Here is a 15,644-nt window from a genome sequence, read left to right on the forward strand (position 1 = left end):
GCGTCTCAAAAGACGCGCGGCGCTGTAAGGGAACCAAACCCCGGTACAACCGTTGGAAAGGGTCTCCCTCCAACGTCAGACGGCCTCATGACACTTCCGACCGCGACCTACCGGATACAATTCCGCAACGGCATGACCTTCGATCGTGCGTGCGGCCTTATTCCCTACCTCAAGACGCTCGGCATCAGCCACCTCTACGCGTCGCCGATCTTCACCGCCGTCAGCGGCTCGACCCACGGCTATGACGTCACCGACGCCAACGACATCGATCCGGCGCTCGGCGGCCGGGCGGGGTTCGAGCGGCTGACGGAAAGCCTCGCCGCGGCGGGCATGGGCCTCATCCTCGATATTGTTCCGAACCACATGGCCGCCTCGCCGGAAAACGGCTGGTGGCGCGACGTGCTGGCATTCGGCCAACAAAGCCCCTTTGCCGGCCACTTCGACATCGACTGGAGCGAACCGCTGACCCTGCCGCAGCTCGGCCAGGATTTCGAGGCGGCACTTGCTGCCGGCGAGCTGCGCATTGTGCTCGACGAAACGCATGGCAATTTCGCCCTCGCCTATTTCGACACGCTGCTGCCGCTCAACCCCAGCAGTTACGGCGCGATCGCAAACCGGCTCAACGATCCAGTGACAACGAGAATGGCGGAGGCTGCGGCCGCAACCTCCGGCGAGGACTTTGCCCGCACCATGCGCGACATCCTCTTCGAGCGCGGTGATCGCGCCGTGCTCATGCAAAAGCTCGAGGACATCTCGGCCGATCGCGACTTCGTCAAAAGCCTGCATGAGGCACAGCACTGGCGGCTGACCCATTGGAAGGAAGCGGCGCAGCATCTGAGTTATCGTCGATTTTTCGAGGTCACCGGGCTTGTGGGAACCTGCGTCGAAAATCCCTTCGTATTCGAGGACCTGCACCGGCTGACGATCGAGCTAGTGCGCCATGGCAAGGTCCAGGGCCTGCGCATCGACCATGTCGACGGGCTCGCCGAACCCAAGGCCTATCTCGACCGGCTGAGGGACGCGGTTGGGCCGGACACCTATATCGTCGTGGAAAAGATCCTCGGGGCCGGCGAAGCGCTGCCGGAGAGCTGGCCGGTCTCGGGCACCACGGGATATGAATTCATCGCTGCACTCAGCGAACTCTTCGTCGATGGCAGCGGCCTGCGCCGCTTGGACGATGCCTATCGTAGCCTCGCCGGCGAGACCGGCGATCTCGAGGAAGGCCGGCGGCTTGCCAAGCGGCTGATGGTCGAGCGCAACTTCGCCGGCGAGACCGGCAGACTGGCAGCGATCGCCGCAGGGATCTTTCCCGAGATCAATACAGACGAGATCGCCACGGCGCTTAGCGAATTGCTGATCGCCTTCCCCGTCTACCGAACTTATGGCGACGGCGGTCCGCTCGCCTGGCAGGATTCAGCCGTCCTTGCCACAACGGCATCGCAAGCCACGGCCCGGCTCGATGATCGGCGTGCGCTCGATCACGTGCTGAGGCTTCTCGAAGGCAAGATCGAAGGGGATGCCGCCCACGAGTTCCGCATCCGCTTTCAGCAATTGAGCGGGCCGGTGATGGCGAAAGCAACTGAGGATACGCTGTTCTATCGCTACAACAGGCTGCTTGCCGCAAACGAAGTCGGCGGTGAACCAGGCAAGGCGCCCGATGGCCCGGAGGGTTTTCATCGCCGCATGGCCGAGCGGGCACGGCTGCAGCCGGACGGGCTGTCGGCAAGCGCCACCCATGACACCAAACGCGGCGAGGATGCGCGCGCCAGGCTCTATGCGCTGAGCGAGGGAGCGGATGTTTTCGCGCAGGCGGTAGCGCGCTGGCGTGAGATGAACCGGCCATGGCTGACGGAGCTGCCGGATGGAGCAGCGCCGGAGCCGAATGTCGAATGGATGCTCTATCAGGCGCTGGCCGGCATCTGGACGGAAGATTTCGGCCGAGGGCGAACGGAAGAACTTCACGAGCGCTTCACCGATTACGCGGTCAAGGCGGTGCGCGAGGCGAAACTTCACACCGGCTGGGTCGAACAAGATGCCGCTTATGAAGACGCGGTGAAGGCCTATGCGGCGGCGCTGGTTTCACCCGAGAACGATGCCTTCCTCGAGGATTTCGAAAGGGCGCTGCAGCCCTTCATCGCCGCCGGTTACCTCAACAGCCTGTCGCAGACGATCCTCAAGCTGACGGCGCCCGGCATTCCCGACATCTACCAAGGCTCAGAGGGTTTCGATTTCAGTCTCGTTGATCCGGACAACCGCCGGCCGGCCGATCATGAACGGCTCGCCGCGTGGCTCGCTGAAGCCGGACCGATCGCCAAGCTTCAGGCGGCCGCGTTGAAGCAGCGCATCGTCGCGATCGGTCTGCAGCTGCGCCAGCGGAACCCGGCGCTCTTTGCCAAAGGCGACTATCTGCCGCTAAAGGTCACGGGCAGCCGGCGCGAGCACGTGCTGGCCTTTGCCCGGGTGCACAAGGACAATTTTGCGATCGTCGCCGCACCCCGGCTGATGTTCGGCTGGCTCGACCCCGGCGTGCTCTTTGCCGGCCCGGAATTCTGGGAGGATACGGCGATCGCCGTCCCCTCCCCTCTTCACGGGCTGAAGGCGGATCTGGTGACCGGCAAGACGATCGAACCCGGCGGCAGCATTGCGGTCGCCACCCTGCTCGGCAGCCAGCCAGTCGGGTTGATCAGCCCGATCTAGGGATCGGGCGAGAGAGCGACGGGTTCGAAAAATCGGCCTTGTCAAAATTAGCGCTTGACCTTCCAGTTGCTGGAAGGTGGATAAGCATCTCCAACTGCCCCCAGGGCATAGGAGATAGTCATGAATACCAAACACGACCACGATCACCATCACGGCCACATCAATAGCGACGGTCACAGCTGTTGTGGGCATGGCCGGGAAAAGGCTGCAGGCGTCATAACCCGTGATCCGGTCTGCGGCATGACCGTGGATCCGGAGGCCGGCAAGCCTTCGCTCGATCATGACGGCCGCCTCTATCATTTCTGCTCGGAAGGCTGCCGGACGAAGTTTGCGGCTGCGCCGCAGGATTACCTGACGGCAAAGGATCCGGTCTGCGGCATGACTGTCGATCGCTCGACGGCGAAACATTTTCTGAAAGTCGATGGCGAGAAATTCTATTTCTGTTCGGCCGGCTGCCAGACAAAATTCGAAGCCGATCCCTCGGCCTATCGCGACGGCAACCGCCCGGCGGCAAAGCCGGCGCCGAAGGGCACGCTCTATACCTGCCCGATGCATCCGGAAGTCGTCAGCGACCGGCCTGGCGACTGCCCGAAATGCGGCATGGCGCTGGAGCCGATGGGCGTTCCGCCTGATGACGAAGGCCCGAACCCGGAACTTGTCGACTTCACCAGACGGCTTTGGGTCAGCGCCATCCTGGCTCTGCCGCTGCTGGCGCTTGGCATGGGACCGATGCTCGGCCTGCCTCTGCGGGAGATGATCGGCGAGCCGCAGGCAACCTATATCGAACTGCTGTTGGCAACGCCGGTTGTGCTGTGGGCGGCCCTGCCCTTCTTCCGCCGCGCCTGGGCATCTGTCGTCAACCGCAGCCCGAATATGTGGACGCTGATCGGTCTTGGCGTCGGCACCGCCTATGTCTACAGCCTCGTCGCAACGCTTGCGCCGGGCATCTTCCCGATGAGTTTCCGCGGTCACGGCGCGGCCGTTCCCGTCTATTTCGAGGCGGCCGCCGTCATCGTCGCTCTCGTTTTCGTCGGCCAGGTGCTGGAATTGAAGGCACGCGAGCGCACCGGTTCGGCGATCCGCGCTCTGCTCGATCTCGCGCCGAAGACGGCGCGCCGCATTGGTGCAGATGGCAGCGAGAGTGACGTGCCGGTGGACGAGATTGAGACCGGCGACCGGCTGCGGGTGCGCCCGGGCGAGCGTGTGCCGGTGGATGGTTCCGTCCTCGAGGGCCAGTCGACCGTCGATGAATCGATGATTACAGGCGAGCCTCTGCCTCTGGAGAAATCGAAAGGCGACGGACTGACCGGCGGCACGATCAACAAGAACGGTTCGCTCGTGATGTCGGCCGAGAAGGTCGGCGCCGACACGGTGCTGTCGCGCATCGTCGACATGGTCGCCAAGGCGCAGCGCTCGCGGGCGCCGATCCAGGGCGCAGTCGACCGGGCGTCGGCCTTCTTCGTGCCGGCGGTCGTCGCCGCGGCCATCCTTGCCTTCATCGTCTGGGCAGCGGTCGGCCCGGAGCCGAGCCTTGCCAATGCGCTGCTGGCCGCCGTCGCCGTTCTGATCATCGCCTGCCCCTGCGCACTCGGTCTTGCCACACCGATGTCGATCATGATCGCGACGGGGCGCGGCGCTGGAGAAGGCGTGCTGATCAAGGACGCCGAAGCACTGGAGCTTTTCTCCAAGGTCGATACGCTGATCGTCGACAAAACCGGCACGCTGACCGAGGGAAAGCCGAAGCTTACCGACATCGTCGCCTTCGGTGGAACCGACGAAAACCGGTTGCTGTCGCTGGCGGCCAGCCTGGAGCGCGGCTCCGAACATCCGCTGGCTGAAGCGATCGTCTCCGGCGCCGAGGCGCGCGGCATCGCCTTCGTCGAGGTCACCGGCTTCGAGGCAAGGACCGGCAAGGGTGTTCAGGGCCTTGCCGGCGACACGATGGTGGCGCTCGGCAATGCGGCGATGCTCGCCGATCTCGGCATCGATCCCTCGGCGCTTGCCGAGAAGACCGAAGCCCTGCGCGGCGATGGCAAGACGGTGATGTTCGTGGTGGTCGACAGCGCCCTTGCCGGTCTCGTCGCCGTTGCCGACCGGATCAAGCCGACCACTGAAGCCGCCATCAAGGCGCTGCACGCCAGCGGCCTGAAGATCATCATGGCAACCGGCGATAACGAGCGCACGGCGCGGGCCGTGGCAAAAAGCCTGGGGATCGACGAGGTCCGCGCCGACATGCTGCCGGAGGGCAAGAGCGCGCTGATCGACGAACTGCGCGCCAAGGGCGCCGTCATCGCCATGGCCGGAGACGGCGTCAACGACGCGCCGGCGCTCGCTGCTGCCGATGTCGGCATCGCCATGGGCACCGGCGCCGATGTGGCGATGGAAAGCGCCGGGATTACCCTGGTGAAGGGCGATCTCACCGGCATCGTCAGGGCGCGGCGGCTGGCGGAGGCGACGATGCGCAACATCCGCCAGAATCTCGGCTTCGCCTTCGGCTACAACGCACTCGGCGTGCCGGTCGCAGCCGGCGTGCTCTATCCGATCTTCGGGCTGCTGCTGTCGCCGATGATCGCGGCGGCGGCGATGAGCCTCTCATCCGTCTCGGTGATTTCAAATGCGCTGAGACTGCGCTTTGCAAGATTATAGGAGGTGATGATGAATATCGGCGAAGCATCGGAACGCTCAGGCCTGCCTTCAAAGACCATCCGCTATTACGAGGATATCGGCCTGATCCGCCCCGAAAGGGGCGGAAACGGCTACCGCGACTATGCCGCGACCGACGTTCACAAGCTGCGCTTCCTGCAGCGCTCGCGCGGTCTCGGCTTTTCCGTCGAGGAATGCCGCCAGTTGCTGGCGCTCTACGAGGACAAAAGCCGGGCAAGCGCCGACGTCAAGGATATCGCCGAGACCAAACTTGCCGAGATCGACCGCAAGATCCGCGAGCTCTCGGAACTGCGGCGCACGCTCGAACATCTCGTGCATGCCTGTCACGGCAATGACAGGCCGGACTGTCCAATCCTCGAAGGACTTTCGGACGGCGGCTGAGTAGGTCGGGAGACGCAGACGCGCGCTCAGGAAAGCTGCGGCATATTCTGATTGGCTGCCAGCGCGGATGGAGTTCGCTCTCCCTCGCCGTCATCCAGCCGATGTTTGATCGCAAGCGCGTAGATCACGTCGAGGATATTGCGGTCTCGCAGATGAGGATCAATCAGGGCGAGAAGCGAGGCCCGGACGATTTTCTTGCTGGTGGCGTTTGGACAACGCGCCTTGACAAAATCATAGAGCGCCTGATCCGTCAGCCCTTCCATGGCGCCGTCTACGAGAGCTTCGTAGACCCGCTTCTTATCTTTCATTCTTTATTTTCCCCTCAAATCAGCGGCGTCATGATCTGTCATGTAGTTGTCATAAACAATCGCGGATTTGAGGCGCGGCGACGGCATCTTCGGCCCGCATGATTTTTTTAGGTGCGCCGGGAATAAAATCGGCCGCGCTTGCGTATACTCAATCATGGAACGCAAAGAACGCCCCTTCGACGTCATCGGACAGCTTGCAGCGTTGAGGCGCTATGCTCGCTCGCTGGTGCGCAATTCGGACGAGGCGGAGGATCTGGTGCACGACGCGCTGGTGCGCGCGCTCGAGAAGAAAAAGAGCTTCCGCAGCGGCGGCAATCTGCGCACCTGGCTGCTCTCCATCCTGCACAATGCTCATATCGACCGTCTGCGCCAGAACCGGTCGCTGACGCGCCGTCACGACGAGGCGGCTGTCGAGGCCGAGCAGTCGCTACCGGCCGGCCAGGAACATGCCGTGCGCCTGCAGCAGGTGCGCGACGCCTTTTTCGACCTGCCGGAGGAACAGCGCGAGGCGCTGCATCTCGTTGCGATCGAAGACCTTTCCTACCAGGAAGCCGCCAATGCGCTCGGCATTCCGATAGGCACGCTGATGTCGCGCATCTCCCGCGCCCGCGCGCAATTGCGCGCATTCGAGGAGAAGACACCGCGCAAGTCGCATCTGAGACTGATCGGAGGAGACGGCAATGAAAGCAATTGATCCGATCCTCGATGCCGATCTCGACGCCTATGTCGATGGCGAACTCGATGTCGCCCGCCGCATCCAGGTGGAATCCTATCTCTCCGACCACCCGGCGATTGCCGCAAAGGTCATGGCCGACCTCAGCGTCAAGGGCGAGCTGCGCCTGGCGCTGGCCGGCGAAAGCGCCTTCGGCCGCCCGGAGACCCGCGATGCGGCCCGCCGGCTGGAACGTGGCCTTTCCTACGGCCGCATCTTCCATTCCATGCAGCGCATTGCCGCCGTCGGCATTCTGGTGACCGCCGGCTGGGTGGCGCATAATTCCTTCGGCGCTTTCTCGGCAACCGAGGTATCGGCATCGGTGCCGGCACCCGCCTATGTCGAGGACGCTGTCCGCGCCTATCAGACCGCGGCCCTGCGCCAATCGATGCCTCCGCAGACGCCGGCCACCTACAGCGCTGACGATATTCGCGCCGCTACCGCCATCGTGATGCCGGAACTGCCGAAGGCCTGGAAGGTCGCCGACGTGCAGATCTTCCCATCCGAATTCGGCCCGAGCGTCGAGATGGCGATCGAGCAATCGGATGGAAAGCGGCTATCGCTTTTCGCCGTCCGCCCGGGCGCCTTCGAGGTCAAGCCGGTCAGCCATCTCGCACTTGAGAAGGCCGAAGCCGCCTATTGGCAGATCGGCGAGGTCGCCTATGCGCTGATCGCCGACGAAAGCGGCCTCAATCTCGATCAGGCGGCCGAACGGCTCGCCCGTTCGCTCTATTAGTTCAAACCGAGGAGATCAGCATGAACCCGATCAATTCCCGCTACGGCGCCGTCGCCGGCACCCAGGCCGTCTTCGACGAAGGCCTGCGCCAGCACATGCTGCGCGTCTACAATTACATGGCTCTCGGCCTCGTCATCACCGGCCTCGTCGCCTTCGTCGTCGGCTCGACGCCCGCCCTCTACGTGCCGATCTTCGGCTCACCGCTGAAGTGGGTGGTGATGCTGGCGCCGCTCGCCTTCGTCTTCTTCTTCTCGTTCCGCATCCAGACGATGTCGGCCGGCACCGCGCAAATCACCTTCTGGGCCTTCTGCGCCGTGATGGGTCTGTCACTTGCCTCCGTCTTCCTGGTCTTCACCGGGATGAGCATCGCGCGGACCTTCTTCATCACCGCCACGATGTTCGGCGCGACCAGCCTTTACGGCTATGTGACGAAGCGTGACCTGTCGCGCATGGGCTCGTTCCTGATGATGGGTCTCATCGGCGTTATCATCGCCAGCATCGTCAACATCTTTCTCGGTTCGTCGGCGCTGCAGTTCGCCGTCTCGGTGATCGGTATCGTCGTCTTCGTCGGCCTCACCGCCTACGACACGCAGAACATCAAGGAACAGTACTCGGAAAACTACGATCAGGAATCGAACCAGAAGCTTGCCGTCTTCGGTGCGCTCTCGCTCTACCTGAACTTCGTCAACATCTTCCAGCTTCTGCTCAACTTCACCGGCGAGCGGGAATAGGGACTGCGCTTCTGGGGGCAATGGAAGCGCAAGAGCGCCTGGTCTGCAGTCTATGACAGGATGGCGGATCGGGTGCTCACTTAAAAGGAGATGGCCGGGTCGACAACCCGGCCATTTTCGTTTCAGATGATGCCCCAGGCGCGGTAGCGACCGCGCCCGGTGATTTCACGAATGCCGATCTCGTTGACAAGGTTCAGCGCCCCGCGCGGCGTAATGCGCAGATGGCGGGCAATCATCGCCGCCGAGACCATCGGCCGCGACAGGATGAAATCGGCAAGGTCTGGCAGGCTGCTATTCGAGCGGCGGCCGCGAAAGCGCAGCTCCATCTGCGTGCGTGCGAGCGACAACCGGTCGAGTTCCTTCAGTCCGGCGGCAGCCCCCAGGTGCATCGCCTCAAGGAAGGCCTGCAGCCGCGTCGCCCGGTCGCGCGCCCGGCGACGTTCGTGGCGCACCAGCTTCAGCCCGCCGTAAAAAGAAAAGAGATGCGAGGCGACCTTGCCGCGGGCGCGCAGATGCCCTGCAACCAGAAGACCGCCGAGCCAGTGCTGACGCCGCAATGGCTCGATCCTTTCCCAGGCTTCGAAAAGAATGATCGCGCCGAGAACCGGCGGCAGGCTGTCGGCCAATGGCAATAGGCCGCGCCACTCGGCAAGCCGCTGTTCCTCGTCCCATTCGTCATCCCGCAGCAGGCCGAGAGGATCGTCACTGCGTCTTGCCGGGGCAGCGGCCGCCGTCTCGCTTGCCGGCACCTTGCCTGTATGGATGTCGAGCAGCTTCTGCGAGCGGGCAAGCAATGCATCGATCTCGGCCATCTCGGCAGCCAGCGGCCCGCCCTCATCCCCGCCCTCTTCGTCGGTCTCGGCCGGAACCGCGGGGCTCTTTACTTCAGTCGCCGTCCCCTCCCCTTCCCCGAGCGTCGCCGTCAGCGTCGCAAGCCCCGAAGCTCCGAGCGCCCAGGCGGGTTCGCCGGTCCAGATGCGCCGGCGGGCCCGCAGCACGGAATGGGCGATCGTCAGCTCGTGGCTCGGCGCCCGGCTGTCCATATGCGCATCGTGCAAAACCAGATCCTCGACATGCACGAGTTCGCCGGCCACCCACAGCGCACCGGCGGCATCGAAGAAATGACTGCGTTCGGCGAACCCCTCGCCGACCGGCGAACGCACCACCCGCTCATCCAGCCGTGCCAGCGCATCCTCTGCTGCCGCAAAGGATGGAAGCAGGGTTTGAAGCATCGCAGCATCGATTTCGTAGCGCATTGTTAAGCTTTACGGTTTTTCACAAATGGAAGCAAAGGAGACGTTTCCTTCCGCCATCTATGACATGGTTAACGGCGCATTTCAACAAAATGGTCGGGGAAGGAAGCGGTCGAGACGGCTGAGCGACGCTCCGCATATCTTCTAGCTGGCGCAGCTGGCGCGAAACTTTTTTATCGCCGTTCATCCGGTTTTCCTTGCTGCCGGACCATTTGCCCGCATCAGCGCCATCAGCATGGGCCCAAGCGAGAACTCGCCACGCTCGGCCCGCCGTGTGAGGTCGCGCAGATAGCCGCCGGCCGAGTTGATATGGCCGCCCCTTTCCAGGATGCAGGCGATCACCGTCGCGGCGTTTTCCGGCCCCATCACATCGCAGGCTAGCTGATAGGCGCTCGGGCTGACGCCCAGCGTCGAACGGACTATGACGGCCGCGGCCATCAGATCCCGCCAGCTGCCGATCCCGCCGCCCGGCCCATAAGCGACGATCTCCGGGCAGGCCTGCAGCACCATGGCAAGCGGGAAGGATTTTGGCGGCTCCCGCCACGGACGCGCTTCTTGCTCCGGCTTTTCCCCCTGCTTCGGTTCGAAGCTTGGTTCAAGTTCAGATATGGGGTTTGCGTTTGAATTATGTATGTGCCGACCGTTCTGGCCGTCATTGGCGTCTGTTTTTTCTGTTTTCGTCTTCAATTCCAGCGTCTTGACGATCAATTCGCGGAACGCTTCGAGATCGGTCAGCAGGCTTTTCATCTCGGCGGCCGAAGGGCGTCGCGGCAGGCTTGCGGAAAGCAGATTGAATTGCCTCTGCATCTCGAGCCATTCGCCGGCAATTGCCTCTTCCAGGGCGATCTCGATGAGTTTGGTGATATCACGCCGGCACAGTGTCAGCCGCTCCCGCAAACGCTTCCATTCGAGCTTGCCGGCAAGCACCTGAGCCGCCTGCGCCTCGATCTCGCCGGCGCGCGCCAGCAGCGGCGCCAGGCTGAAGCCAAACGCCTCTCCAAGCCCGCCCTCGCCGTTACGGCGGGCAAAACGTTTGCCGTTCGGGCTATCCCGCCGGATAATCAGGCCGGCCTCCACCAGCGCCGCCAGGTTCCGCCGCAACGTCGTGCCGGCCATGCCATGCGTCCGCAGCGACAACTGCTCGTTCGACGGAAAGACAACGAAACCGTTGGCCTCGGCAATCTCGTTCTTCGGATAAAAAGTCAGCAGCGCGTTGAGAACAGCGAGCGCACGGTCCGATACGCCGACCATGTCCTTTGCTTCGCAGAGCGCGCGAAAGATCTTCCACTTGTCGACCGATGCGTCGGATTCGACCTTGCTGGCATTTTCCTGGCTTGCCAGCATGCCAAGCGTCATCGATCGCCGCCCAAAGGGCGTCGATACATATTGAGGCTCCATGTCCCTCACCTTTTCTCAAGGCAAAAGAAGTCTACCACCCAAAAGGATGCCGAAGATGCTTGACAGCGATTCGAGGAAGTGCGATTCTCAGATTGTCCAGATATGAGAAAGGCTTCCGCGGCGGCAACGTTCGGAGGCTTTTTTCTTTTGCGGCCTACTCTCCTGCTTCTAACCTACCGGCCCGATAGGCTTCGTAAAGCTCATCGAGACGACGTGAAATGTAAGCGCCGAAATCCGGCGCGTCGCCGGTTTTCAACGCGATCGTAAAGGAATTGCCGGCGCTCTTGATTCGGCCGGCAATCTTGCCGCCGCTCTTCGGCTTCCAGTCATATTCCGTGGGTTCCGGCTTCGCCTCTTTCCTGGCCAGCTCGGCAACCAGAAGCTCGAAGCGGCGGTCGCTTTCCTCAGCCGTGAACCGTGGCGAACCGACGAGCTTGGCAAGCCGCGCCGCTGTCATTCCGTTCCAGTCCTGGGCAAGCGCCATCCATTTACGACGCCCGATACCGGGTGCAGCGCCGACCGCCTTGACGATATCGGCCGGGATCGCCTTGGCGACGGTGATCAGCTTCGAAAGCTCGGTCTTGTCAGTCGACAGCGCCTTCATGATAACGGGACGCTCAAAACCCTTGAGCTCGAGATTGAGGGCAAAGACAGCCCGCTCGATATAGGAAAGGTTCCGGCGCGCCGAATTTTCGATGCCCTGGGCGATGACCACATCGATATCGTCGAGCTTGCGGACGATCGCCTGCACTTTGCGCCCGAGCAGCTTGACGGCCTGCAGGCGGCGATGGCCGTAAGCGATCTGGTAGCGGCTCTCATCATGGGGATGGCGGCGAACGAGAATCGGCACTTCCTGGCCGTTCTCGGCAATCGACCGCACTAGTTCATCCTCGATATCGAGCGGCTGATCGGCAAGGCGATCGCGGACGAAGGAAGAATCGATCAGGTCGGGATCGAGCTCGACGATGCGTTCGCCGGAGAGTAAAGCCTCCTGCATCGCCCTGCTCTCTTCCTCCATGCGTCCAAGCGTCAGCGCCATCGTCCGAACCGGCCCGGCCGATCCGCGCAAAGAGGTCTCGTCGTAGTTGGCCGCGGCCAACTCCTGCGCCGTGTCGTCGAAGAGACCTTTCAGGCGATCGCGTCTGCTCATGTGCGGCCCCAGGCTTTGTGAATACCGGCGAGAACTTCGCCGTTGGCGGCATTGACCGATTCCAGCGCCCGATCATAGGTCGAGCGACGCACCTGCCCCTTCTCGATCTCGAAGAGCGTCTGCTTGGTCAGGCCGGCATCGGCGATCGCCGTCGATTTGAGAATGGTCGCCGTCAACACGTCATCGCTGAACAGGCTGCGCAACAGCGCGACGATCTGCGACTGCGGGGCATCGAAAGGTTCGTGACGGGTCACGACATATTTTATGAAATCGTGCTGCAGATCGCCGCCGGCCTTGCGCACGACCGAAAGCAGATCCGAGGTCATCAGCAGGAATTGCGACATGGAGGCAACATCGACCATCTGCGGATGGATCGTGATAAGCAGCGACGTGGCGGCACAGACGGCGCCGAGCGTCAGGTAACCGAGCTGCGGCGGGCAGTCGATCACCACGACGTCGTAGTCGGCCTCGACCTCGGCAATCGCCATGCCGACGCGGCGGAAGAACAGTTCGCCGGGCCGCTGGCGATCACTGAGCGCCCGCGGCGTCTCATGCTCGAATTCCATCAATTCAAGATTGCCCGGCACTAGATCGAGACCATCGAAATAAGTCTTGCGGATAATGTCCTTCAGCGGCTTGCGATCGGCATCATAGCGAATTGCGCCATAAAGCGTATCACCATCGGATAGATCGAATTCCGGCTGCACGCCGAGCATGGACGAGAGCGATGCCTGCGGATCGAGATCGATGGCGAGTACCCGATAACCCGCCAGCGCCAGATACTGCGCCAAATAAAGTGTCGTCGTGGTCTTGGCCGAGCCGCCCTTGAAATTGGTGACGGCAACCGTCTGCAGCTTCTCGCCGGCGCGCCGCCAGGGAAGGTAGGACAGCGCATCCTTCGGCTTCAGCTTTGCCATATAATGGCGCAATTCATTGATCTGGCCGAGCGTATAAGAGCGCCGGCCATTCTGGGAAAGTTCCGGCTGCGGCCCCTTGCCATCCAGCGAAAGCTGGCGAAGATAGCCGTCGGAGACGCCGATCATCTGGGCGGCCTCGCCTGAGGAAAATGTGCGCAGCGTCTTTTGCGACAGCGGCGGAAACAGCTTCTCGCGCAACAGCTTCAGTTGCCGCGAAAGCTGGTTCGCATGCCGCTCGATCCGCACATCTGTCGTCGATACGCTAATGTTGTCCAAAACACCCAATCCTTTTCGATGCGCTTTTTCGTCAACATAGCGTCAAAAAGCGTATTGAAGGTGACACGATTCGCAATTTGCGGCAACAATAGGGGCCGAGACGCATTCCGGCCCGGTTGGCCGCGGCCAACTCTCTGCCATCGCCCTTGCAGAACACCGCCTTTTTCGGCAAGACCGCCGGGACTCACGGGGACTATCGGCTTGAAGCACATCCATATCATCGGTATCGGCACGGGCAATCCGGAGCACGTCACCATACAGGCAATCAACGCAATGATCGCCGCCGACGTGATATTCCTGCCGCTGAAGGGCGCAGCCAAGGAAGAGCTTGCCGAGGTCCGGCGAGACATTTGCGAACGATATGCCACCCGGCCGGGGATTCGGATTTCAGAATTCGCCCTGCCGCAAAGGCAGACTGCTGACAGAAGCTACACGCAAAGCGTCGATAGCTGGCATGCCGAGATTGCCCTTATCTATAAAGAGCTGATCTCCGGCCTCCCCGATGACGGCCGCGGCGCCTTTCTCGTCTGGGGCGATCCGAGCCTCTACGACAGCACCATCCGCATCATCGAACGGGTGCGGCAGGACACCGGGCTGGATTTCGATTACAGCGTCGTTCCCGGCATCACCAGCATTCAGGCCTTGGCGGCCAGCCACAGGATCCCGGTCAACCTGGTGGGAAAGCCGGTCGAGATCACCACCGGGCGCCGGCTGGCGCGGGACGGGCTCCAGGCCTCCACGACGGTCGTCATGCTCGACGGTGAACAGGCTTTTGCGAAGATCGACGATCCCGACGCCGAAATCTTTTGGGGCGCCTATCTCGGCACCAAGGACGAGATCGTCAGAGCGGGACGGCTTGGGGATATCGCCACCGAGATTCATGCGCTCCGCGCCGAGGCACGGCAACGGCACGGCTGGATTATGGATATCTATCTGCTGCGAAAAGGACGGGATTTCGAGGAATAGCCGGCCGGACGTTTTCCACATGTTTTGCCGCGCCGCTGCGATCATGTAAGAAATGGTCAGAGGATCACGAATGAGCAATGAGGCCACAACGACGATCGACGGGACAGGCGAGGCGGATCTGCACGGCCGCCCGGCGGTGGCGATGCGCAGGCGCGGCGCCTGCCCCGCTCTGGCCACGCCGATGCCGACCGGTGACGGCCTGCTGGTGCGGCTGCGGCCGGCCGGCGGCGCGCTGAGGCTGCCGCAATTCGCAGCCCTTGCCCGCTCAGCCGCTGCGCATGGAAACGGTATTCTGGAAATCACCGCCCGCGGCAATCTGCAGATTCGCGGACTGCGGGCCGAGACCGTCGGACAGCTTGCCGCCGATATCGATGCCGCCGGGATCACCGTGCCGGACGGGCCGGGGATCGAGATTTCGCCGCTGCATGGTATCGACCCGCAAGAGCGGAGCGATCCGGCCGTAATGGAAATGGCCTTGCGCCGCACGCTTCACGACCTCATCGCCTCGCAGCGGCTCGCGCCAAAACTGTCGATCGTTGTCGACGGCGGTGGAGCATTCGGGCTGTCGGCACTTTCCGCAGATATCCGCATCGTCGCGCAATCGCCCGCAGATTGGCTCGTCGCGATCAATGGCGACGGTGAAACTGCAATGCCGGTGGCCGTCGGGCCAATGGAGGCCGCGGTATCAGCCGTCGGCAACATTCTGAGCCTGCTGGCAGCCCTCGGCCAGGGCAGCCGGACACGAGATATCGATCCGGCGCGTCTGCGGGCGTATTTTCCGGCTGTGGATAACATTCGCTGCATTTCGTCTCGCGCAGCAAGCATACCGCTTTCCGGCCTCCATCGGCTGGCAGACAGCAAAACTGTACTCGGCGTCAGGCCCGAATTCGGACAGATGCGGGCGTCCGATCTGATCGCTCTGCTCGATCTCGCCGAAGCCCACAGCGCGACGGCCATTCGGCTGGCGCCCGGTCGCGGTTTCTTCTTCCTTGGCCTACAGGCTGATAGAGTGCCGGCTATGCAGATCGCCTCAGCCAAATATGGCTTCAGCGCGCAGCCCGGCGAGACCAGCGAACATATCGCCGCCTGCGCCGGAGCCGGCGCCTGCGGTTCCGCCTTCTACGAGACCCGAACCCTGGCTCGCCGCATCACCGCCGCAGCACCTGCCCTCTTCGACGGTTCGCTTACGCTGCATCTCTCCGGCTGTGCCAAGGGCTGCGCACATGCGCGGCCGGCACTGACGCTGACGGGCACAGCGACAGGTTACGACCTCATCCTCGACGGGTTAGCGGCGGATCAGCCGGACGAACGGATCGCTGGCGGTCGGATCGATTTCGCTATAGAGAGGCTCGCCCGGTCCATCGAAGACAAGAGAGGCGCTGGCGAATCGGCCGCCGCCTGCCTTACACGGCTTGGCGCAATCGGCGTTTCGAAGGCGCTGCGACAGGAATAAGA

Annotated in this window: 13 protein-coding genes; 8 read left to right on the plus strand and 5 right to left on the minus strand. The window is 62.7% G+C overall.

The features are described from left to right. Nucleotides 1-87 precede the first annotated feature (87 nt). The 3 genes from treY to cueR all read left to right on the plus strand — a co-directional run bounded on the left by treY (nucleotide 88) and on the right by cueR (nucleotide 5,742). Complete coding sequence (treY, locus tag FHX14_RS00735; protein ID WP_184375442.1) at nucleotides 88-2,697, plus strand: malto-oligosyltrehalose synthase; 2,610 nt, start codon at nucleotides 88-90, stop codon at nucleotides 2,695-2,697. 120 nt (nucleotides 2,698-2,817) lie between these two features. Further along, nucleotides 2,818-5,343: a heavy metal translocating P-type ATPase gene (locus tag FHX14_RS00740; RefSeq protein WP_184375444.1), complete on the plus strand. Its 2,526-nt coding sequence runs from the start codon at nucleotides 2,818-2,820 to the stop codon at nucleotides 5,341-5,343. Nucleotides 5,344-5,352: 9 nt separating this feature from the next. Beyond that, nucleotides 5,353-5,742: a Cu(I)-responsive transcriptional regulator gene (gene cueR / locus FHX14_RS00745; protein ID WP_003595010.1), complete on the plus strand. Its 390-nt coding sequence runs from the start codon at nucleotides 5,353-5,355 to the stop codon at nucleotides 5,740-5,742. Between the two features lie 26 nt (nucleotides 5,743-5,768). Here cueR and FHX14_RS00750 read toward each other — a convergent pair whose 3' ends face one another. Beyond that, nucleotides 5,769-6,050 carry a hypothetical protein gene (locus tag FHX14_RS00750; RefSeq protein WP_054184022.1) on the minus strand — a complete coding sequence of 94 codons (282 nt, stop codon included), beginning with the start codon at nucleotides 6,048-6,050 and terminating at the stop codon, nucleotides 5,769-5,771. 154 nt (nucleotides 6,051-6,204) lie between these two features. On the opposite strand from FHX14_RS00750, the gene FHX14_RS00755 reads away from it, so the two are divergent. The 3 genes from FHX14_RS00755 to FHX14_RS00765 are packed head-to-tail and all read left to right on the plus strand — an operon-like array spanning nucleotide 6,205 to nucleotide 8,229. Continuing rightward, entirely contained in the window at nucleotides 6,205-6,744 is a 540-nt protein-coding gene (locus tag FHX14_RS00755) for a sigma-70 family RNA polymerase sigma factor (RefSeq protein ID WP_003595007.1), read from the plus strand. Beyond that, a complete protein-coding gene (locus FHX14_RS00760) occupies nucleotides 6,731-7,498 on the plus strand; it encodes an anti-sigma factor (protein WP_003595005.1) in 768 nt (255 codons plus the stop codon). The genes FHX14_RS00755 and FHX14_RS00760 overlap by 14 nt, the downstream gene beginning before the upstream one ends. A 20-nt stretch (nucleotides 7,499-7,518) precedes the next feature. Further along, on the plus strand, nucleotides 7,519-8,229 hold the full coding sequence (locus FHX14_RS00765; protein ID WP_003595003.1) for a Bax inhibitor-1/YccA family protein: 711 nt from the start codon (nucleotides 7,519-7,521) through the stop codon (nucleotides 8,227-8,229). 122 nt (nucleotides 8,230-8,351) lie between these two features. Here FHX14_RS00765 and FHX14_RS00770 read toward each other — a convergent pair whose 3' ends face one another. From FHX14_RS00770 to repA, 4 genes are all read right to left on the minus strand, one after another. Continuing rightward, nucleotides 8,352-9,485 (minus strand): RHE_PE00001 family protein, encoded by a 1,134-nt coding sequence (locus tag FHX14_RS00770; protein ID WP_003595002.1) that lies wholly within the window; start codon nucleotides 9,483-9,485, stop codon nucleotides 8,352-8,354. Nucleotides 9,486-9,665: 180 nt separating this feature from the next. Further along, entirely contained in the window at nucleotides 9,666-10,880 is a 1,215-nt protein-coding gene (repC, locus tag FHX14_RS00775) for a plasmid replication protein RepC (protein WP_184375446.1), read from the minus strand. A 154-nt stretch (nucleotides 10,881-11,034) separates the two neighbouring features. Further along, the gene (repB, locus tag FHX14_RS00780; RefSeq protein ID WP_184375448.1) at nucleotides 11,035-12,030 is read right to left on the minus strand and encodes a plasmid partitioning protein RepB; all 996 of its coding nucleotides are present in this window, start codon (nucleotides 12,028-12,030) and stop codon (nucleotides 11,035-11,037) included. Next, complete coding sequence (gene repA / locus FHX14_RS00785) at nucleotides 12,027-13,223, minus strand: plasmid partitioning protein RepA (RefSeq protein WP_003594998.1); 1,197 nt, start codon at nucleotides 13,221-13,223, stop codon at nucleotides 12,027-12,029. Before repA ends, repB begins: the two co-directional genes overlap by 4 nt. Before the next feature lie 201 nt (nucleotides 13,224-13,424). Between repA and cobF the strand changes: the two genes are divergently transcribed. Together cobF and cobG are read left to right on the plus strand one after the other, a co-directional pair. Further along, nucleotides 13,425-14,189 carry a precorrin-6A synthase (deacetylating) gene (cobF, locus tag FHX14_RS00790; RefSeq protein WP_184375450.1) on the plus strand — a complete coding sequence of 255 codons (765 nt, stop codon included), beginning with the start codon at nucleotides 13,425-13,427 and terminating at the stop codon, nucleotides 14,187-14,189. 70 nt (nucleotides 14,190-14,259) lie between these two features. Further along, nucleotides 14,260-15,642, plus strand: a complete 1,383-nt coding sequence (gene cobG, locus FHX14_RS00795) for a precorrin-3B synthase (protein WP_184375452.1) — start codon at nucleotides 14,260-14,262, stop codon at nucleotides 15,640-15,642. The last annotated feature ends 2 nt before the right edge of the window (nucleotides 15,643-15,644 follow it).

Origin of the sequence: Rhizobium sp. BK619 (genome assembly GCF_014195245.1) — a bacterium.
Taxonomy (GTDB): Bacteria; Pseudomonadota; Alphaproteobacteria; order Rhizobiales; family Rhizobiaceae; genus Rhizobium; species Rhizobium acidisoli.